The organism is Deltaproteobacteria bacterium (genome assembly GCA_020848745.1).
Lineage (GTDB): Bacteria > Desulfobacterota > Binatia > UTPRO1 > UTPRO1 > UTPRO1.
Genome location: JADLHM010000056.1, coordinates 28,899 through 46,981, shown reverse-complemented (window position 1 = coordinate 46,981; position 18,083 = coordinate 28,899). Strand labels below are relative to the sequence as shown.

The 18,083-nt window shown below is 71.6% G+C and carries 13 protein-coding genes; 3 read left to right on the top strand and 10 right to left on the bottom strand.

Translation table 11 applies throughout. From position 1 onward, the window contains the following. Nucleotides 1–39 precede the first annotated feature (39 nt). The 10 genes from IT293_08090 to IT293_08045 all read right to left on the bottom strand — a co-directional run bounded on the left by IT293_08090 (nucleotide 40) and on the right by IT293_08045 (nucleotide 13,841). Entirely contained in the window at nucleotides 40–1,008 is a 969-nt protein-coding gene (locus IT293_08090) for an SDR family NAD(P)-dependent oxidoreductase (protein MCC6764608.1), read from the bottom strand. A gap of 50 nt (nucleotides 1,009–1,058) precedes the next feature. Next, nucleotides 1,059–2,246, bottom strand: a complete 1,188-nt coding sequence (locus tag IT293_08085; protein MCC6764607.1) for a hypothetical protein — start codon at nucleotides 2,244–2,246, stop codon at nucleotides 1,059–1,061. Nucleotides 2,247–2,465: 219 nt separating this feature from the next. Further along, nucleotides 2,466–3,983 (bottom strand): NADH-quinone oxidoreductase subunit N, encoded by a 1,518-nt coding sequence (locus IT293_08080; GenBank protein MCC6764606.1) that lies wholly within the window; start codon nucleotides 3,981–3,983, stop codon nucleotides 2,466–2,468. A gap of 7 nt (nucleotides 3,984–3,990) precedes the next feature. Then, nucleotides 3,991–5,487 carry an NADH-quinone oxidoreductase subunit M gene (locus tag IT293_08075; GenBank protein MCC6764605.1) on the bottom strand — a complete coding sequence of 499 codons (1,497 nt, stop codon included), beginning with the start codon at nucleotides 5,485–5,487 and terminating at the stop codon, nucleotides 3,991–3,993. Nucleotides 5,488–5,499: 12 nt separating this feature from the next. Continuing rightward, nucleotides 5,500–7,554 (bottom strand): NADH-quinone oxidoreductase subunit L, encoded by a 2,055-nt coding sequence (gene nuoL, locus IT293_08070; GenBank protein MCC6764604.1) that lies wholly within the window; start codon nucleotides 7,552–7,554, stop codon nucleotides 5,500–5,502. Continuing rightward, complete coding sequence (nuoK, locus tag IT293_08065) at nucleotides 7,554–7,865, bottom strand: NADH-quinone oxidoreductase subunit NuoK (protein ID MCC6764603.1); 312 nt, start codon at nucleotides 7,863–7,865, stop codon at nucleotides 7,554–7,556. Before nuoK ends, nuoL begins: the two co-directional genes overlap by 1 nt. Before the next feature lie 7 nt (nucleotides 7,866–7,872). Further along, entirely contained in the window at nucleotides 7,873–8,373 is a 501-nt protein-coding gene (locus IT293_08060) for an NADH-quinone oxidoreductase subunit J (GenBank protein MCC6764602.1), read from the bottom strand. A gap of 628 nt (nucleotides 8,374–9,001) precedes the next feature. After that, nucleotides 9,002–12,385 carry a carbamoyl-phosphate synthase large subunit gene (locus tag IT293_08055; protein ID MCC6764601.1) on the bottom strand — a complete coding sequence of 1,128 codons (3,384 nt, stop codon included), beginning with the start codon at nucleotides 12,383–12,385 and terminating at the stop codon, nucleotides 9,002–9,004. A gap of 30 nt (nucleotides 12,386–12,415) precedes the next feature. Next, nucleotides 12,416–13,030, bottom strand: a complete 615-nt coding sequence (locus tag IT293_08050; GenBank protein ID MCC6764600.1) for an NADH-quinone oxidoreductase subunit I — start codon at nucleotides 13,028–13,030, stop codon at nucleotides 12,416–12,418. 82 nt (nucleotides 13,031–13,112) lie between these two features. Next, nucleotides 13,113–13,841 carry a DUF1295 domain-containing protein gene (locus IT293_08045; protein MCC6764599.1) on the bottom strand — a complete coding sequence of 243 codons (729 nt, stop codon included), beginning with the start codon at nucleotides 13,839–13,841 and terminating at the stop codon, nucleotides 13,113–13,115. A 108-nt stretch (nucleotides 13,842–13,949) separates the two neighbouring features. Here IT293_08045 and IT293_08040 point away from each other — a divergent pair, with 108 nt between their 5' ends. The 3 genes from IT293_08040 to IT293_08030 all read left to right on the top strand — a co-directional run bounded on the left by IT293_08040 (nucleotide 13,950) and on the right by IT293_08030 (nucleotide 18,062). Next, the gene (locus IT293_08040; GenBank protein ID MCC6764598.1) at nucleotides 13,950–15,026 is read left to right on the top strand and encodes an AI-2E family transporter; all 1,077 of its coding nucleotides are present in this window, start codon (nucleotides 13,950–13,952) and stop codon (nucleotides 15,024–15,026) included. Between the two features lie 304 nt (nucleotides 15,027–15,330). Then, entirely contained in the window at nucleotides 15,331–17,430 is a 2,100-nt protein-coding gene (locus IT293_08035) for a thioredoxin family protein (protein ID MCC6764597.1), read from the top strand. Then, nucleotides 17,427–18,062, top strand: a complete 636-nt coding sequence (locus tag IT293_08030) for a thioredoxin family protein (protein ID MCC6764596.1) — start codon at nucleotides 17,427–17,429, stop codon at nucleotides 18,060–18,062. The genes IT293_08035 and IT293_08030 overlap by 4 nt, the downstream gene beginning before the upstream one ends. Nucleotides 18,063–18,083: the final 21 nt, after the last annotated feature.

The following is an 18,083-nucleotide window of genomic DNA, read 5'->3' as shown; positions in this document are numbered from 1 at the left end:
GCGGAGGCGCGAAGGACCGTCCGCCCGCCGGCGTCGTCATCAGCCGATCAGCCGCATGTGCCCTTCGGCTTGGAGCGCCTGCGCGAACCGCTCCTCGTACGCGATCGCCGGTTCGGCGCGGACCGCGCGGTCGAGCGCCACCGCGTCCTCGCCGACGAGAATGCGCCACTCCCCCGCGCGCACGCCGTCGAGGATGATCGTCGCCGCGCGCGCGGCGGTCGTCGGCGCGTGGTCGCGGAACATGATCGCGATCTGCTCCATGGCGGCGCGGAGCTCGTCGTCGCTCATGGCATCCACGGGGAGGCCGCGCAGGCTCAGCATGCCGCGCAGGCGCGCGACGTCTTCCGCCGACATCGACCCGATGTCGCCGTTGCGGAGCACCCGGTTGGTGTTCATCACGATCGACGTCCCGATATGGCCCGGCATGACGACGGAGACCTTCACGTGCGGGGCGTGCAGCCGGAGATCCGTGATGAGCGCCTCGGAAAAGCCCTTCACGGCGAACTTCGCGGCGCTGTAGGCGGTGTGCGCGGTGCGCGGCCCGAGGCAGGCCCAGAAACCGTTCACGCTGCTCGTGTTGACGATCACGGCCTCGTCGCTGGCGATCAGCATGGGCAGGAACGCGCGGGTGCAGAAGTAGACGCCGCCCCAGCAAACGCCGAAGGTCTTGTCCCACTCGGCGCGATCGTCGGCGATCATGCTGCCGCCGCCGCCGATGCCGGCGTTGTTGAAGAGTAGCTGGATGCGGTCGGTCGCGTGCGCCGCCTGGACGGCGGCGCGGAACGCGAGCACCTGCTCCTCGGCGGAGACGTCGCAGCACTGGATGCTGACGCGCGTCCCGGCCGGCGCCTCGGCTTCGCAGAGCGCCTTCGTCTCGGTCATCGTCGCGACCGACACGTCGCAGAGCGCGAGATGACACCCCTCGGCGGCGAGCTGGCGCGCGAGCTCGCGCCCCATGCCCGTACCGCCCCCCGTGATGACGGCGAGCTTCCCACGAAAATCGTTCATGGCCGGACGATGTAGCCTGCCCGCCGCCTCTTGGCGACCGCCCCCCGGGACTACTTGCCGCCCTTCGTGCGGCGGATGCCGTCGTAGTAGTCGGCTTTCCGCACGTACTCCGGGTCGTTGAAGGGCGCGTCGCCGAAGTCGTCGACCGCGTACGCCCTGGTCGTGTACGCGTTCGGCACGACGTCGCTTTCCTGCGGCACCGCGCCGCCCAGCGTCGAGAGCATCACCGAGAAGAGCGAGTACGGACCCGGCGCCCGCATGTCGTGGAAGATGAGCCCGTAGTAGACGAGCGGCACCCAGTGGCGTCCGGGTTCGAGATCGGCGTCGGCGTAGGCGTAGCCGATCATCTTCGCGTCGACGGTCGTCACGAGCGTCCCCTCGACCCGGAACCTGCCCGCGTCCTCGACCTCGATCTCGGCCTCGATCTGGAGGTTGCCGTCGACGATCGCGTCGCGGTACTGGCCGGTGAGGTGCGCGAGCTGCACGCTGTAGACGAAGGCCGTCGTCGCGTTCAGCGTGTCGCCCTTGAGGCTCTCGGCCTGCACCACGACCTGATACTGCCCGCGGAAGTCGTTCGGCTTGTCGGGATCCGGCGTGTAGGTGGCGGTCCAGAAGTCGTCGTCCGCCTGCGCGTCGCCGTGGGTGCCGTCGTCGTGGAAGGCGAGCGGCGACACCATCGCCCCGTCCATCGTCTGCAGCACGCCGCGCATCGCGCGCGCCCCCGTACGGAACTGGCGGAGCGTCTCACGGCCCGCCCGCCCGTGCTCGTCGTAGGCCTCCGCCATGCGGAGCTCGACGACCTCGGCGTAGATGACGACGTCGCCCGGCGCCTCGAAGCTCGTGATCGAGGGGTACGCGAGCAGGCGCGGCTCGGGGTGCTTCTCGTCGCCGTCGTAGTCGACCTGCGGCGACCGCGACCGCGCGATCGGGTCGAGCCCGTCCTCGAGCGGACGGGAGGTGCGCGGGAAGCGCGCCGCCTTGCGATAGCGCGCCGCGGCCGCGCCCGCCTGCTCGGCCGTGAGCTTGCTGTCGTCGACGGGCTCGAAATACGTCTCGGTGCGCACGACCTCGCGTTCGGGCCCCGGCGACGGCTGCACCTCGGCCACCGACTCCGGGGTATCGGTCGCCTTCGCGACCGGTAGCGGGGGCGGCGCGGGCGCGCGGCGTCCGAGGAGCACGAAGAGCGCGCCAGCGACCGCGAGCGACACGACCACGATGACGAGGGGACGTCGAGACATGGCTTGGAGGGAGCGGCGGAGCCATAGCACGGCCGCGGCGAGAGCGACAATCCAGGGTGCGTGCGTCGCCGCCGCCGGAAGGCGCACGGGGCGACGCCATGGCGTGTGCGCCCCGCGCCCTCCGAGCAGCCATCCCGAGACACGCGCCGCGCTCGCGCTCGACGCGCGGCGCTGGTGGGGCGAGCAGTAGCGCCGGCGCCCCCGCGCCGATGGCGGCGGTCAGCCGAGGAAGAAGCGGACGGAGCGCTCGGCGAGGGCGATCGCCGGCGCCCAGTAGATGCCGAGCGCGATCGTCGGGATCACCAGGAAGCAGAGGAGGAACGCGTCGTGCGCGCCGAGCGCGACGACGCCCTCGTCGCCGCGCGGCTGGTCGAGGAACATCGTGCGCACGATGCGCACGTAGTAGTAGAGCGCGACGAGGGTGTTCGCGAAGCCGACCAGCGCCAGGAGATAGAGGCGCTGTTCCACGACCGCCGCGAAGAGGTAGAACTTGCCGACGAAGCCCGCGAGCGGCGGGATCCCGGCGAGCGAGAAAAGGAAGATCGCCATCGCCACCGCGGGCACCGCGCCGCCGCGCCAGGCGAGCCCGCGATAGCCGTCGACGTCCTCGCGCCCGGTCGCGTTGGCGACCACCATCACCACCACGAACGCGCCGAGGTTCATCAGATAGTACGTCACGAGGTAGAAGAGCATCGCGCGGAGCCCCGTGTCGTTCAGGACGACGAAGCCCATGAGCAGGTAGCCGGCGTGGGCGATGCTCGAATACGCGAGGAGACGCTTCACGTTCTGCTGCCCGAGCGCCGCGAGGTTCCCGAGCGTCATGGTCGCCATGCAGACGACCAGCATGAGCGTCGGCCAATCGACGTCGGCGAGGGCGGTCCACGCGCCGGCCTCGCCCGGCTCCGAAAGCCCCGGGTAGAAGAGCCGGATCATGATCGCGAAGCCCGCCGCCTTCGAGCCGACCGACAGGAACGCCGTCACGGGGATCGGCGCCCCCTGGTACACGTCGGGCGCCCACATGTGGAACGGCACCGCGGCGATCTTGAAGCCGAAGCCGGCGAGCACCAGCACGACGGCGACGAAGACCGTCAGCGGGTCGGCGGCGCCGTGGGTGAGCGCGTCGTGGATCTTCAGGTACTCGAGACTGCCGGCGAGCCCGTAGAGCCAGCTCATGCCGTAGATCATGAGGGCCGACGCGACGCCGCCGTAGATGAGGTACTTGAGCGCCGCCTCGCCCGAGCGGCGGTCGTGCCGCCGGTAGCCGGTGAGCACGTACGAGGTCAGGCTCACGAGCTCGAGCGAGAGGTAGGCCGTCAAGAGGTTCGCGGCCGCCGCCATGTAGAAGAGGCCGACCGTCGAAGCGAGGACAAGCGCGTAGTACTCGCCCTCGTCGCCGTCCTGCACCTCCGCCGACCCGAGCGACATCCAGATCGTCACGAACGCGGCGAACGCGAACACGAGCTTGAAGAAGACCGCGAAGTCGTCGACGACCAGCATCCGCGACCAGAGCCAGCCCTCGCCGCCGTGCAGGAGCCCCTGCACGAGCCAGCGCTCGCTGAACGGCATCCGGAGGCCGATCGCCGCGACCAGCGACGCGGCGCAGGCCAGTAGCGCGGCCGCCCCGAGCTGCTCCTTCGCGCGCACGACGAGGTCGGCCGCGACGATGCCGATCGCGGCGGCGATCAGGATCAGCTCGGGGGCGCTGTACGCGATGCTCGCGGCGTTGCCGAGGTCCACCGTCGCCTCAGCGCAGCGCCACGCCGGTCGCCGCGCCCGCCCCGACGAGTTCGTTCAGGTGCCCGAGCGACGCGCCGATCAGATCCAGCACGGCGTGGGGGTACACCCCGAGCACGAGCACGATCGCGGCCAGCGGAACCAGCGTCGCGAGCTCGCGCGCGTCGACGTCGGGAAAGCCGGCGTACCGTTCGTCGAGGCGGCCGAGCCACACCCGTTGCAGCGTCCAGAGGAGATATCCCGCGGTCAGCACGATGGCGCTCGCGGCCACGATCGTGAGCCCGGGATGGCGCTGCCAGGCGCCGAGCAGCACCAGCACCTCGGAAATGAACGCCGAGAGCCCGGGCAGCCCCATCGCCGCGAAGAAAGCGAGCGCGGTCATGCCCGTGTAGACCGGCATCACGCCCGCGAGGCCGCCGAAGCCGGCGATCTCGCGGTGATGCGCCCGGTCGTAGATCACCCCGACCAGGAGGAAGAGCATCGCCGTGATGGTGCCGTGGTTGAACATCTGCAGCACCGCGCCGTTGATGCCCTGGGGCGTGAACGCCGCCATGCCGAGCATCACGTAGCCCATGTGGCTGATCGACGAGTAGGCGACGAGCTTCTTCAGGTCCGTCTGCGCGAGCGCGCAGAGCGCGCCGTAGACGATGTTGAAGGTGCCGAGCCCGGCGAGTGCCCAGAACGCGAGGTCGAGCGTCGCCGCCGGCAGGATGCCGTAGTTGATTCGCAGAAGACCGTAGGTGCCCATCTTGAGGAGCACGCCGGCGAGGATCACCGAGATCGCCGTCGGCGCCTCGACGTGGGCGTCGGGCAGCCAGGTGTGGAACGGGAACGCCGGGATCTTGATCGCGAACGCGACGAACAGCGCGAGCCAGAGGAGCTGCTGGGTGCGCGGGTCGAAGACCGCGCTCCGCTGCATGAGCTCCGGAATCGCGAAGGTGTGCGGCGTCGCGCCGAAGTACAGGACCAGCATCGCGATCAACAGGAGCACGCTGCCCGCGAACGTGTAGAGGAAGAACTTGATCGCGGCGTACTCGCGGCGCGGCCCGCCCCAGATGCCGATGAGAAAGTACATCGGCAGCAGCATCACCTCCCAGAAGACGTAGAAGAGGAAGAAGTCGAGGGCGACGAAGACGCCCATCATGCCGGTCTCGAGCATGAGGAAGAGCGCGAAGTATCCCTTCACGCCCTTGTCGATGCCGAAGCTCGCGAGCACGCACAGCGGGCAGAGGAGCGCCGTCAGCAGCACCATGGTGATCGAGATGCCGTCGACGCCGACGAAGTAGTCGATCGCGTAGGAGGCGATCCACGGGACGCGGTCGACGTACTGATAGGCGGTCGTCGTGCGGTCGAAGGCCGCGAAGAGCCAGACGCCGAGCGCGAACGTCGGCAGCGTGAACAGGAACGCCGCCCGCTTCACGAGCCCCGGACTCCCCGACGGCAGGCACAGTACCACCCCGGCGCCGAGGAGGGGGAGGAAGGTCATCCAGGTGAGGACGTGATCCATGCCGTGAGGCTCCTAGAGCAGACGCGCGATCAGCACGAGCGCGATCGTGCCGACGACGACGTACAGATACGCGTTGATGTTCCCGGTCTGCAGACGCCGGAGGCGCCCGCCGAGCGCCCAGGTCGCCTCGGCGAGGCCGTTGACGAGACCGTCGACGACCCGCGCGTCGAACCGGCCCTCGAGCCGGGCGATCGCCCGCGTGATCGTCGCGCTGCCGTCGACGATCCCGTCGATGATGCGGGCGTCGAACCACGCGCCGAGGCGCGCAAGCCGGAGCACCCCGAGGCCGAAGGCCGTCCAATAGATCTCGTCGAGCCAGTACTTGTGCAGGACGATCCGGTACGGCGCGCCGCCCGCGACGGCGGCGACCGCGTCCGCCGACACCCACCGGCGCTGGTAGACCAGATAGGCCACGAGCGCTCCGCCGGCCGCGGCCGCGACCGACACCGCCATGAGCGTCCACTCGAGGCTCGCGGCGTGGGCGGCGTGCGCGGTATGCGCCCCTTCGACGTGCCCCCCCGCGAAGACCGGCGCGAGCCACGCCGCGAAGCGGTTCGCTCCGCCCATGCCCTCCGGAACACCGAGGAACCCGACCAGGAGCGACCCCGCGGCGAGCAGCGCGAGCGGCCCCGTCATGGCGGCCGGCGACTCGCGCACGTGCGGGGCGTGATGGTGGTCGACGCGCGACGCGCCGAAGAAGACGAGCACCACCTGCCGGCAGGCGTAGCAGGCGGTGAGCCCGGCCCCGAGCACCCCGACCGTCCAGAGGAGCGCGCTCCCGTGCAGGCTCGACCAGACCCGCCAGAGGATCTCGTCCTTCGAGAAGAAGCCCGCCGTGAGCGGCGTGCCGGCGAGCGCCAGCGCCGCGATCAGGAACGTCCAGAACGTGACGGGCAACGTGGTCCGGAGCGCCCCCATCTTTCGCATGTCCTGCTCGTGGTGGAGCGCGTGGATCACCGAGCCGGCGCCGAGGAAGAGGCACGCCTTGAAGAACGCGTGCGTGACGAGATGGAAGACGCCGGCCGTCCAGGCGCCGACGCCGAGCGCCAGGAACATGTAGCCGAGCTGGCTCACCGTCGAGTACGCGAGCACGCGTTTGATGTCGTCCTGCACGAGGCCGATCGTCGCGGCGCCGAGCGCGGTCGCGGCGCCGATGCCGGCGACGACCGCGAGCGTGGTCGGCGCCAGAGCGTACAAGAAATGCAACCGCGCGATCATGTACACGCCCGCCGTCACCATCGTCGCGGCGTGAATCAACGCCGAGACCGGCGTCGGGCCCTGCATCGCGTCCGGCAGCCAGACGTGCAGGGGAATCTGCGCCGACTTGCCGGTCGCGCCGACGAAGAGCAGCAGCGTGACGAGCGTCGCGACCGGCGCGCCCCAGAGCATGCGGCCATCGAGGCTCGCCAGGTGCTGCTGGACTTCGCGGAAGACGACGGTGCCGTGCCCCGCCGCGGCGAGCGCCCAGAAGAGCGTGAAGACGCCAAGGACGAAGGCGGCGTCACCGATGCGGTTCACGATGAAGGCCTTGTTGCCGGCGGTCGTGTTCACCGGCTCGCGCCACCAGAAGCCGATCAGCGCCCACGAGCAGAATCCGACGCCTTCCCAGCCGACGAACATCAGCAACAGGTTGTCGGCGAGCACCAGCACGAGCATCGCGAAGGTGAAGAGGTTCAGGTACGCGAAGAAGCGCCAGTACGCGTCGTCGTCCCGCATGTAGGCGGTCGAGTAGAGATGGATGAGCCCGCCGATCCCGGTCACGACCAGGAGCAGCGTCGTCGAGAGCGGGTCGGCGAGGAGCGCGACGTCGACGCGCAGCGAGCCGACGGCGAGCCAACGCCATACGACGTCGAGCAGCGCGCGGCGTTCCGGCTCGAGCCCGAGCAACCGGACGAACACCGCCAGCGACAGCGCAAACGCCGCGACCACCGGCGCGACCGCGATCGCCGCGACGGCACCCTTCCCCATCCGGCGCTGGATCGCCTTGCCGGCGAGGCCGTTCACGATCGCGCCCAGGAGCGGCAGCAGCGGGATCCAACGAAGCGACGTGGCGGCGATCGGATCCATCAGTGCCTGAGCAAGCGCGTCGCGTCGACGTCGATGCTCTCGAAGTTGCGGTAGATGCCGAGCACGATCGCGAGGCCGACCGCCGCCTCCGCCGCCGCGAGCATGATGACGAAGATCGCGAAGATCTGGCCGTCGGTGGGCGCACCCGAGTAGCGCGCGAAGGCGACGTAGTTGACGTTGGCGGCGTTGAGCAGCAGCTCGATGCCCATCAGGATGCCGATCGCGTTGCGCCGGGTGAGCACGGTGTAGAGTCCGAGCGCGAAGAGGACCAGGCCGACGAGAAGGACGTGCTGCAGCGGAACCCCCGGCATCGCCCCCTCAGCTCCGCAGCTCTTTGCGCGACACCACGATCGCGCCGACCAGCACCGCGAGCAGCACGAACGACGCGAGCTCGAACGGCAGCACGTACGGCCCGAGGAAGCCGTTGCCGATCGCGTGCGTCGTCGGCGCGTCCGCAAGCGCGTCCGCGACCGGCCAGCGCGTCTTGAAGACGGCGCGCCCGAGCACCGCGGCCGCGAGCCCGACCGCGACGAGCGCCGCCGGCCGCCCGGCCGCCCGGTTCGACACCGCGACGTCGGCGATCCGATGCGTCAGCATCACGGCGAAGAGGATCAGCACCAGGACGCCGCCGATGTAGATGAGGAACTGGGCGCCGGCGACGAAGTCCGCCGCCAGGAAGACGTAGAGAGCGGCGACGCCGAAGAGCGTGCCGAGGAGGGCGAAGGCCGAGTAGACGATGTTGCGGGAGAACGCGACGCCGGCCGCGCAGATCACGGTAAACGCGGCGAAGGCGTAGAAGAGAGCGACGGACAACGACAACGCGTTGGTTTCCCCCGAGTGAGAGTGGCGACCGTTTCGTCAACGACGACGGCTGGTTGCCGCGTCGCCGGCCAGAGGTCGGGAGGGAGTAACAAAACCGTCCGGCGGCCGCAAACGGCCCCGCGGCCAGCTGCCGCAAACCGTCTTTCGTGCGGTGTCGCCGGCGGGTGGGTCCGGGATCGCTCCTACGGTCGCTGGGTTCCTGACACCCAGCGCATAAAGCCCGCCGGAGCCTCTCCGTCCTGCGCACTACGCGAGGTGCCGCTCCCCGGAGCGATCCCGGACCCACCCGCCGGCGATTCGGCTCACACACGGCTCGACGGATGCGCTCGCGGACGCGCCGCTCACGTCGCTGCGCGGGTAGCTGCGCTCCGAACGCGGTCGGCATCGAACCCGATGGCTGCAGCAGGCGGGTGGGTCGGGGGTGGCTCCGGGGAGCGGCAGCTCGCTTGACCGAAACACGGCGTGGCTGCGGCGGGCTTCATGCGCTGGGTGTCAGGAACCCGCGACCGTAGGAGGCACCCCCGACCCGCCCGCCTGCTGCCACCGCGCTTCCGGTTGCCGATCCGGCGCTCCGGGGCGCTCGGCTTCGGCTTCGCTCGCGAGCGTCGGTGGCGGGGCGCGTGCGTCACCAGGCGTCGATGCAGGGGCGTTTCTTGTCGTGGCGCGGAGGCGCGGCGGGGGTGGCGGCGAAAGCGGATGCGATCACGCGGCGGGTGTCAGCGGGGTCGATCACGTCGTCGATCTCGAAGTGCGACGCGGCGCTCACGCCCTTGCCGTGGCGGTAGAGACGCTCGACCATCCCGTCGTAGAGCGCCCGGCGCTCGGCCGGGTCGGTGAGCGCGGCGAGCTCCTTGCGGAACCCGAGCTTCACCGCCCCCTCGAGCCCCATGCCGCCGAACTCGCCGGTCGGCCATGCCATCGTGAAGAGCCCGGCCTTGAAGCTGCCCCCCGCCATCGCCATCGCGCCGAGGCCGTAGCCCTTGCGGAGCACGATCGTGCAGAACGGCGTCGTCAGGCTCGCGCCGACGAGGAAGAGGCGCGCGGCATGTCGGACGAGGGCGCGCTTCTCGATCTCCGGCCCGACCATGATGCCGGGCGTGTCGCAGAGAAAGACGACCGGCACATCGAAGGCGTCGCAGAGCTGGAGGAAGCGCGCAGCCTTGTCGGCGCCGTCGGCGTCGATCGCGCCGGCCAGATGGGTCGGATCGTTGGCGACGATCCCGACCGGACGGCCTTCGATACGCGCGAGCGCCGTCACCATGCCGCGACCGAACGGGCGCCGCAGCTCGAGGACCGAGCCCGCGTCGGCGAGCGTCGTCACGACCTTCCGCACGTCGTAGACGCGGAGCCGATTCTCCGGGACGAGCGCGCGCAAACGGCGCTGATCGGCCGACGACCACTCGGCGAGCGGCCCCTGGAAGAATCCGAGATATCGCTTCGCGACCCGCACCGCCTCGGCCTCGTCGGCGACCGCGACGTCGACGACGCCGTTCCCCGACTGCACCGCCATCGGCCCGATCTCCTCGGGCCGGAAAACGCCGAGCCCGCCGCCCTCGACCATCGCGGGACCGCCCATGCCGATGTTGGAGCCCGCCGTCGCGATCACGACGTCGCAGCAGCCGAGGAGCGCGGCGTTGCCCGCGAAGCAGAAGCCGGAGTTGATGCCGACGAGCGGCACCAGCCCCGAGAGGCGCGCGAACGCCTGGAACGTCGGCACGTCGAGGCCGGCGATGCCGAGGGCGTCGGTGTCGCCGGGACGGCCGCCGCCGCCCTCGCTGAAGAGCACGACCGGCAGGCGCTCGCGCGCGGCGACCTCGAGCATGCGGTCCTTCTTGCGGTGGTTCTGCGCGCCCTGGGTCCCGGCGAGCACGGTGTAGTCGTAGGCGAGCACGACGCAGGAAGCGCGGTCCCGCGCGGTCGCGGCGTTTACCGTGCCGATCCCGGCGACCAGCCCGTCGGCGGGCGTCTTCGCGATCAGATCCTCGACCGAGCGGCGCTGGCGCTGCGCCGCGATCACCAGCGCGCCGTACTCGACGAAGCTCCCCGGGTCGCAGAGATCGCCGACGTTCTCGCGCGCCGTCCGCTGGCCGGCGGCGCGCCGGCGCGCGACCGCTTCGGGGCGGGCGGCATCGAGTCCGACCGCGTGTCGCTCGAACGCCTCGGCGAGGTCGGCACGCACGTGCTCGAGGTCGAGGTCGTCGCCCGCCTCGCTCGCCCGGCCGCCGGCGTCGGTGGGTGCCAGCAACACCAGCAGGTGCCCTTCGAAGACGGTGTCGCCCGCCGCGACCGCGAGGCGGCGAACGACGCCGGCGCGCTCGGCCGCGACGACGTGCTCCATCTTCATTGCTTCCATCACGAGGAGCGTGTCCCCGGCCGCCACCGTGTCGCCCTCCGCCACGTCGACGCTCACGACCGTGCCCTGCATGTGGGCACGGACCGCGAGCGCGTCGTCGCCGAGCGTCGCGTCCGCGTCGGCCCGGGCCGTCGCGCCCGCGCGCCGACCGCCGCTCTTCCCGTGCGCGAGCACCGCCAGCGGGTCGCCCCGGTCGACGCGCGCTCCCGCGAGCGGCGCGGCCTCGGCCCCGGACGCCTGCGGGCGCCGCCGCACGCGCGCCGCCGCCGCGGCAACGAGATCGGGCGCGTAGCGGCCGACGAATCCGGTGTCGACCCGGTCGGCGACGACGTCGGGGTGCGTCACGAGCGCGTGCAGGAAATCGAGGTTCGTCGGCACGCCCTCGATGCGGCACTCGGCGAGCGCGCGCGCCGCGCGCGCGAGGAGCGTCGGCAAGCCGCCCGTCGGCGCGTGCACGACGAGCTTCGCGAGCAGCGAGTCGAAGCGCGGATTGGTCGTGTACCCGGCGTAGCCGCAGCCGTCGACGCGCACCCCCGGCCCCGACGCCGGCTCGTAGGCGGTGATCGTTCCGCCGCCCGGCACCGCGTCCGCGTCGGCGCGCATCGTCTCCATGTTGATGCGGAGCTCGATCGCGTGACCGCGCGGCGCCGGACCGTCGCCGCTCGCGAGCCCGACGTCGGCGAGCGTCGCGCCTCCGGCGAGGCGGAGCTGCGTCGCGACCAGGTCGACGCCGGTCACGACCTCGGTCACGGTGTGCTCGACCTGGAGGCGCGGGTTCGCCTCGAGGAAGTAGAAGGCCGTGTCGGCGCCGCCTGCGGCATCGACCAGGAACTCGAAGGTGCCGAGGCTCGCGTAGCGCACCGCCGCCGCCATGCGGAGCGCGGCCGCGACGAGCCGGGCGCGGAGCGCCGGCGCGAGGCCCGGGCTCGGCGCGATCTCGACGAGCTTCTGATGACGGCGCTGCAACGAGCACTCGCGCTCCCCGAGCGCCGCGACCGCGCCGCTGCCGTCGCCGACGACCTGCACCTCGATGTGGCGGGCTCGCGCGAGCCAGCGCTCGGCGTAGAGGTCGCCGTTCCCGAAGGCGGCGGTCGCCTCGGAGCGGCAGCGCTCCCACGCCTCGGCGAGCGCCGCCGCGTCGCGCACGATGCGCATCCCCCGGCCACCGCCGCCCGCGATCGCCTTCAGCGCGATCGGCGCGCCGCCGGCGGCGGCGAGGAACGCCGCCGCCTCGCCGCGCGAGGTCGGCCCGCTCGTGCCGGCGAGGAGCGGCACGTCGTGCGCGGCGGCGAGCGCCCGCGCCCGCGCCTTGTCGCCGAAGATCGCGAGGGTCTCGGGAGACGGCCCCACGAAGACGAGACCCGCCTCGGCCGCGCGCGTCGCGAAGTCGGCGCGCTCGGCGAGGAACCCGTAGCCCGGGTGGACGGCGTCGCACCCGGTCGTCCGCGCCGCCGCGACGACCGCCTCGACGTCGAGATACGCCGCCGGCCCCGCGCCCGGCAGCGGGCGCGCCTCGTCCGCCATGCGCGCGTGCAGCGACGCGGCGTCGTCCTCGCCGTGCACCGCGACCGTACGGAGCCCGAGGTCCGCCGCCGCGCGCAGCACGCGGATCGCGATCTCTCCCCGATTGGCGACGAGCAGCGCGCGGAGAGCCATGCGTATCGCCGACGTCGCGTTCCGGAGCGGCTAGTCGTCGGTCGCGGGCGCGGCCGGCGCGGTTGGCTTCGCTTCCGCCGCGGCCGACGTCGCGGCGGCGCTCGCGGGCGCCGGGGCCGCGGTCGGCGGCGCGAAATCCTCGACGTAGGTCATGCCGCGCTCGAGGATCGGGCCGAGGATGGGATCGGTCTCGGGACCCTTCTTCGGCTTGTAGGCCGCCACCGGCTCCGGCACGTAGCGCCGCAGCATGCTCTTCAACGTGTAGTCGGCGCCCTCGAACTCCGACGTGTGATGGATCGACCCCGTCGGGCAGACCTCGCTGCAGAGACCGCAGTACATGCACTTCGCGATGTCGATGTCGAAACGCTTCAGGATCATCTGCCGCGTCTCTTTGTCCTTCGGCGCGTCGATCACGATGCAGTCGATCGGACAGGCGCGTTCGCACGCCAGACACCCGGTGCAGATCTCGAGGTCGACCGCGAGGATGCCGCGGTAGCGGAACGGCAGCGTGTCCTGCACCCGGATCGGCACCCGGTCCGGATACTGCACGGTGAAAGGCCGGCGCACGAAGTGCGAGAACGTCACCGCCATGCCCTCGAAGATCGAGGTGACGGTCTCTCGAATGTTCGCGAAGTAGCCGCTCACCGGAAGAACCTAGCTAACCCGAGACCCGAGCCCGGGCAACCAGCGGCGGCGATGCCGGCCGTCGCCGCCCTCGGCGGCCGCTTCAGTACACGAACGGGATCATGCGCCGGCGCGCCGGCGGGTAGGCGTCGCCGAACGTCGCGCGATACCACACGTGATGGCGGTGCGCGCGCGGACCCAGGTTCGCGAAGGTCCAGAGCGCGAACACCAGGCCGGACCAGGAGAGCGTCATCACCGCCCACCCGACCCACTCGACGAGCTCGCCGAAATAGTTGGCCGCGGTCACGTACTCGAAGAGGCCGCCGCGCGGGATGTGGAAGGTCGTGTCGCCGGGCGCGCGCAGCGTCCGGATGACGTGGTCGGAGTGGAGATTGATCGCGAACCCGGCGAGGAAGATCGCGAGCCCGGCGAGGAACTGCGGCGTCCCGAGCCAGGCCGCCGTGTAGCGATCCTCCGGAGCGAGCCAGAAGATCCAGACTCCCTGCATGTAGGCGTTGGCGGTATTGAAGATCATCCCGAAGAGAATGATCGACAACGGCATCGTGTCACGGCCGCGAATCAGCAGCGGGAACACGAACGTCCGCTGCAGGTAGTGCAGGTTGAAGAGCACGAAAAACGCGAGCGGGGTCGGCGCGAACCTCCGGGAGGACAGCCACCAGTAGAGGGCGAACACGATCACGACCGGAACTTCCATCAGCACCCAGCCGAGGCGATTGTCGATCGCTTTCCCCCACTTGCGATCGAGGTATTGCCCGTAGCCCGCGTCGATGAAGAACAGCGCGGTGAACACCACGACGGCGAGGGCGGTCATGGCGAGCAGGAAGCCGTGGAAGAAGCCGAGCGTGTTCACGCCGGCGCGCATAGCACCATTGCGCGGCGCAGAGGAAACGGCCGCAATGCGGTATGCTCCGGTTCGCCCATGGTCGTCGCTCGTCCCGCCGTCCGCCGTGACGTCGCCGTCTGGTTCGCCATCCTGGCGAGCTTCGCGGCGCTGCTGTGGATCTTCGGCGACATTCTGTTGCCGTTCCTGCTCGGCATGGCGATCGCTTACGTCGTCGACCCGGTGGTCGTGTGGTTCGCGCGTCGCGGGCTCTCCCGCGGCATGGCCGCGGGGCTGCTGGTCGGCGTCTCGCTCGCGGTCGGGCTCGCGACGCTGCTGGTCTTCGGCCCGGTGTTGATCGAGCAAGCCAGGGCGCTGCTCGCGCGCGCGCCGGAGATCCTGACGGCGATCTCCCAGAGCACCACGGCCGTCGCGGAGCGCTTCCTCCGGGTCGTCGGCGTCGGGCCGCGCGGCGAGGTGCCGTCCATCCTCGTGCAGGCGGAGCACCGGGTGGAGGAGATGCTGGCCATGTGGGCGGCGACACTCCTCGGGCGCGGCATCGCCCTCGTCAATCTGCTCGGTCTCCTCGCGGTGACGCCGCTCGTCGCCTTCTACCTGCTGCGTGATTGGCCGCGGATCCTCGCGCACATCGACGGCTGGTTGCCGCGCGACTACGCCGACACCATCCGCGCCCAGGCGCGGGAGATGGATCGCGTGCTCGCCGGCTTTGCCCGCGGAGCGGCGCTCGTGTCCGCGGGACTCGCCGTCTTCTACGGTGCGGCGCTGTCGTTGGCCGGGCTCGACTTCGGCCTGCTGATCGGCATCGTCGCCGGCGCGCTCTCGTTCGTTCCCTATCTGGGCGCGACGGTCGGTTTCGGCGTTTCGGTCGGCATGGCGCTCGTCCAGTTCTGGCCCGACTGGACCCGCGTGGTGCTGGTCGGGGCCATCTTCGTCGTCGGCAACCTCGTGTCCGACTACATCGTCACGCCGCGCGTGGTCGGCGACCGCATCGGCGTCCACCCGCTCTGGGTGTTGTTCGCGTTCTTCGCCGGCGCGGCGCTCTTCGGCTTCGCAGGCATACTGGCATCCGTCCCGGCGTGCGCGGCGATCGGCGTCGTCGCCCGGTTCGCGATCCAGCAGTACAAATCGTCGGCGTTCTATCGCGGGGCGGCATAGCGACGCCGGATGGTTCGCCCCGCATCGTCGCCCCCGGGCCGACGCACACGAGACGAGCGCGCCCCGGGGGGTAGTGGGTCAGTTCGATGGGGGCGACGTCGGGACGAGAGCCGAGGTATCCGGCGAGGAGCCGGCCCGATCAGCGCGCCCGCTGTTCGAGCGAGCGGAGCGAGCGAGTTCGGGCGCGCCGGGCCGGCGACGAAGACGGATCGGCTTCGTCCCGCGTCGCCCCCATCGAACTGACCCACTACCCCCCGGCGAGGGGGACTGGACGACGGCCGGCGTTTCGTTACTGATGAGGGCCATGCGTCGCGTCCTCCGTGACGAGCGCTCGCCGCACGGCCGAGCGCCGACCCGCGGGCGGGTGCTGACGGCGGCGGCTTCGGCCCTCCTCCTTCTCGCGCCGATCCGCCCCGCCACGGCCGTCATGGTGTCGGCGAAGCACCTCGACGTCGAGCTCGTGAGCGACGTCGCGGCCGCGGCGCCGGGCGGCACCTTCCGGCTCGGGGTGCGCTTCGTGCCCGAGAAGGGCTGGCACGTCTACTGGCGGAACCCCGGCGACTCCGGCGAACCGCCGCGCATCGAGTGGATGCTGCCGGCCGGGCTCACGGCGGGCGCCCTCGAGTGGCCGACGCCCGAGCGCATCCCGGTCGGTCCGCTGGCGGCCTTCGGCTACCCGGGCGAGGTGCTGCTCGCGGCGCCGGTCGCGGTCGCGCGCGACGTCGCCGCCGGCGCGCCGCTACCGCTGCGCGCGCAGGCGAAGTGGCTCGTCTGCAACGACGACGAGTGCATCCCGGGAGGCGCCACGCTCGCGCTGACGCTGCCGGTCGGCGAGGGCGCGGCGGTCGCGCCCGAGATGGCGCGGCTGTTCGCGGCGCGCGCGCTTCCGGAAAAGCCGCCCGCGAGCTGGCGCGTTGCCGCGAGGATCGACCGCGAGCACGTTACGCTCGAAGTCGACGGCGCGTCGGTCGCGCTCGGGACGACCCCCTTCTTCTTCGCGGCCGAGCGCGGCGCCCTCGACGCGTCGGCGCCGCAGCCGTTCACGCAGCGCGCCGACGGCTTCGCGCTCGCCCTCACCCCGCGCGCCGCCGCGCCGACGAGGCTCACCGGCGTGCTCCGCGTCGGCGACCGCGCGTACGGCATCGACGCCCCCGTCGGGCCGCCGATCGCGCCGCTCTCGGCGACGCCGCTCGCGCTCGCCTTCGCGGGCGGCCTCCTCCTGAACCTCATGCCGTGCGTGTTCCCGGTGCTGGCGATCAAGGCCCTGGCGCTCGTCGGGCTCGGCGGCGAGGAGCGCCGGCGCGTCCGCCGGCACGGCATCGTCTACCTGGCGGGCATCGTCGCGTCGTTCTGGCTGCTCGCGGGCGTTCTCATCGCGGCGCGCGCCGGCGGCGCCGAGCTCGGCTGGGGCTTCCAGCTCCAGCATCCGGCCGTCATCGCGGCGCTCGCGATGCTCTTCTTCTGGATGGCGCTCGTGCTGCTCGACGTGGTCTCGGTCGGCGGCTCGATCATGGGCGTCGGCCAGCACCTGACCGCCGGCGGGGGGGATCGCGCCGCGTTCTTCACGGGCGTGCTCGCAACCGTCGTCGCGACTCCGTGCACGGCGCCCTTCATGGGCACCGCGGTCGGCTACGCGCTCGGCCAGCCCGCCGTGGTCGCGTTCGCGGTCTTCACGAGCCTCGGGCTCGGCCTCGCCTTCCCCTACGTGCTCGTGACCTGGGTCCCCGCCCTCGCGTCGCGCCTGCCACGCCCGGGCGCGTGGATGCAGACGCTGAAGCAGCTCCTCGCCTTTCCGCTGCTCGCGACCGTCGTGTGGCTCGTGTGGGTGGCGAGCTTCCAGGCGGGACCGCCCGCGGTCGGCGCGATCCTGATGGGGCTCGTGCTGGTCGGCTTCGCGGCCTGGGTCAGCGCGCACTGGCGCGGTGCCGGCGGACGCCTGATCGCCGCCGCCGCCGTCGTGAGCGCGCTGGCGCTCGCCGTCACGATCCGGACGCTCGACGCGCCGGCGCCGGCGACGCCCGGCGCCGCCGACTTCGCGTGGGAGCCCTTCTCGACCGCGCGCATCGCCGAGCTCCGCGCCCAGGGCCGTCCGGTCTTCGTCGACTTCACCGCCGCCTGGTGCGTCACCTGTCAGGTGAACAAGAAGGTCGCGCTCGAGACCGCCGAGGTGATCGCCAAGATGAAGCAACTCGGCGTGGTCGCCGTCCGCGCCGACTGGACGCGCCCCGACGCCGCGATCACCCGCGCGCTCCAGGAGTTCGGGCGCGACGGCGTCCCGCTCTACGTCCTGTACAGCGGCCGCGAAAGCGATCCGCCGCGCATCCTGCCGCAGATCTTGACACCCACGATCGTCATCGCCGAGCTCGAAAAGCTCGAACCGATGCCGCCGAGGAGGAGCACATGAAGACGTCCGTCCGGAAGCGGACCCCGCTGGTCGCGGCGCTCGCGGCGGCCATGTGGCTGGCCGGGGCCGGCGCCGCCGGCGCCGGGGCCCCGAAGGTCGGCGAGCCCGCACCGGCCTTCAGCGCGACCGACCTCGACGGCAAGACGCGCACCCTCTCGGAGTTCAAAGGCAGGTACGTCGTCCTCGAGTGGCACAACCGGGGCTGCCCCTTCGTGAAGAAGCACTACGACAGCGGCAACATGCAGCGCCTCCAGAAGGAGCTGACCGGCAAGGGCGCCGTATGGCTCTCGATCATCTCGTCGGCGCCCGGCAAGCAGGGCTACGTGACGGCGGCCGAGGAAAAGCAGTACCTCGCCGCCAAGCACGCCGCGCCGACGACGGTCCTCTTCGACCCCGAAGGCATCGTCGGACGCGCGTACGGCGCCAAGACGACGCCGCACATGTTCGTGATCGACGACAAGGGCGTGCTCGTCTACGCGGGCGCGATCGACGACAACCCGTCGGCCGATGCCGCCGACGCGGCCACCGCCAAGAACTACGTGCGCGCGGCCCACGAGGAGGCGAGCGCCGGCAAGCCCGTCTCGACCGCGTCGACCGCGCCGTATGGCTGCGGCGTGAAGTACGGCAACTGACGACGCCCGCGCCCGCCCCCG

Coding starts and splice junctions, on each gene's coding strand:
- IT293_08090 (MCC6764608.1), bottom strand. CDS start 1,008: ATGAACGATTTTCGTGGGAAGCTCGCCGTCATCACGGGGGGCGGTACG.
- IT293_08085 (MCC6764607.1), bottom strand. CDS start 2,246: ATGTCTCGACGTCCCCTCGTCATCGTGGTCGTGTCGCTCGCGGTCGCT.
- IT293_08075 (MCC6764605.1), bottom strand. CDS start 5,487: ATGGATCACGTCCTCACCTGGATGACCTTCCTCCCCCTCCTCGGCGCC.
- nuoL (MCC6764604.1), bottom strand. CDS start 7,554: ATGGATCCGATCGCCGCCACGTCGCTTCGTTGGATCCCGCTGCTGCCG.
- nuoK (MCC6764603.1), bottom strand. CDS start 7,865: ATGCCGGGGGTTCCGCTGCAGCACGTCCTTCTCGTCGGCCTGGTCCTC.
- IT293_08055 (MCC6764601.1), bottom strand. CDS start 12,385: ATGGCTCTCCGCGCGCTGCTCGTCGCCAATCGGGGAGAGATCGCGATC.
- IT293_08045 (MCC6764599.1), bottom strand. CDS start 13,841: ATGACCGCCCTCGCCGTCGTGGTGTTCACCGCGCTGTTCTTCATCGAC.
- IT293_08040 (MCC6764598.1), top strand. CDS start 13,950: ATGGTCGTCGCTCGTCCCGCCGTCCGCCGTGACGTCGCCGTCTGGTTC.
- IT293_08035 (MCC6764597.1), top strand. CDS start 15,331: ATGCGTCGCGTCCTCCGTGACGAGCGCTCGCCGCACGGCCGAGCGCCG.
- IT293_08030 (MCC6764596.1), top strand. CDS start 17,427: ATGAAGACGTCCGTCCGGAAGCGGACCCCGCTGGTCGCGGCGCTCGCG.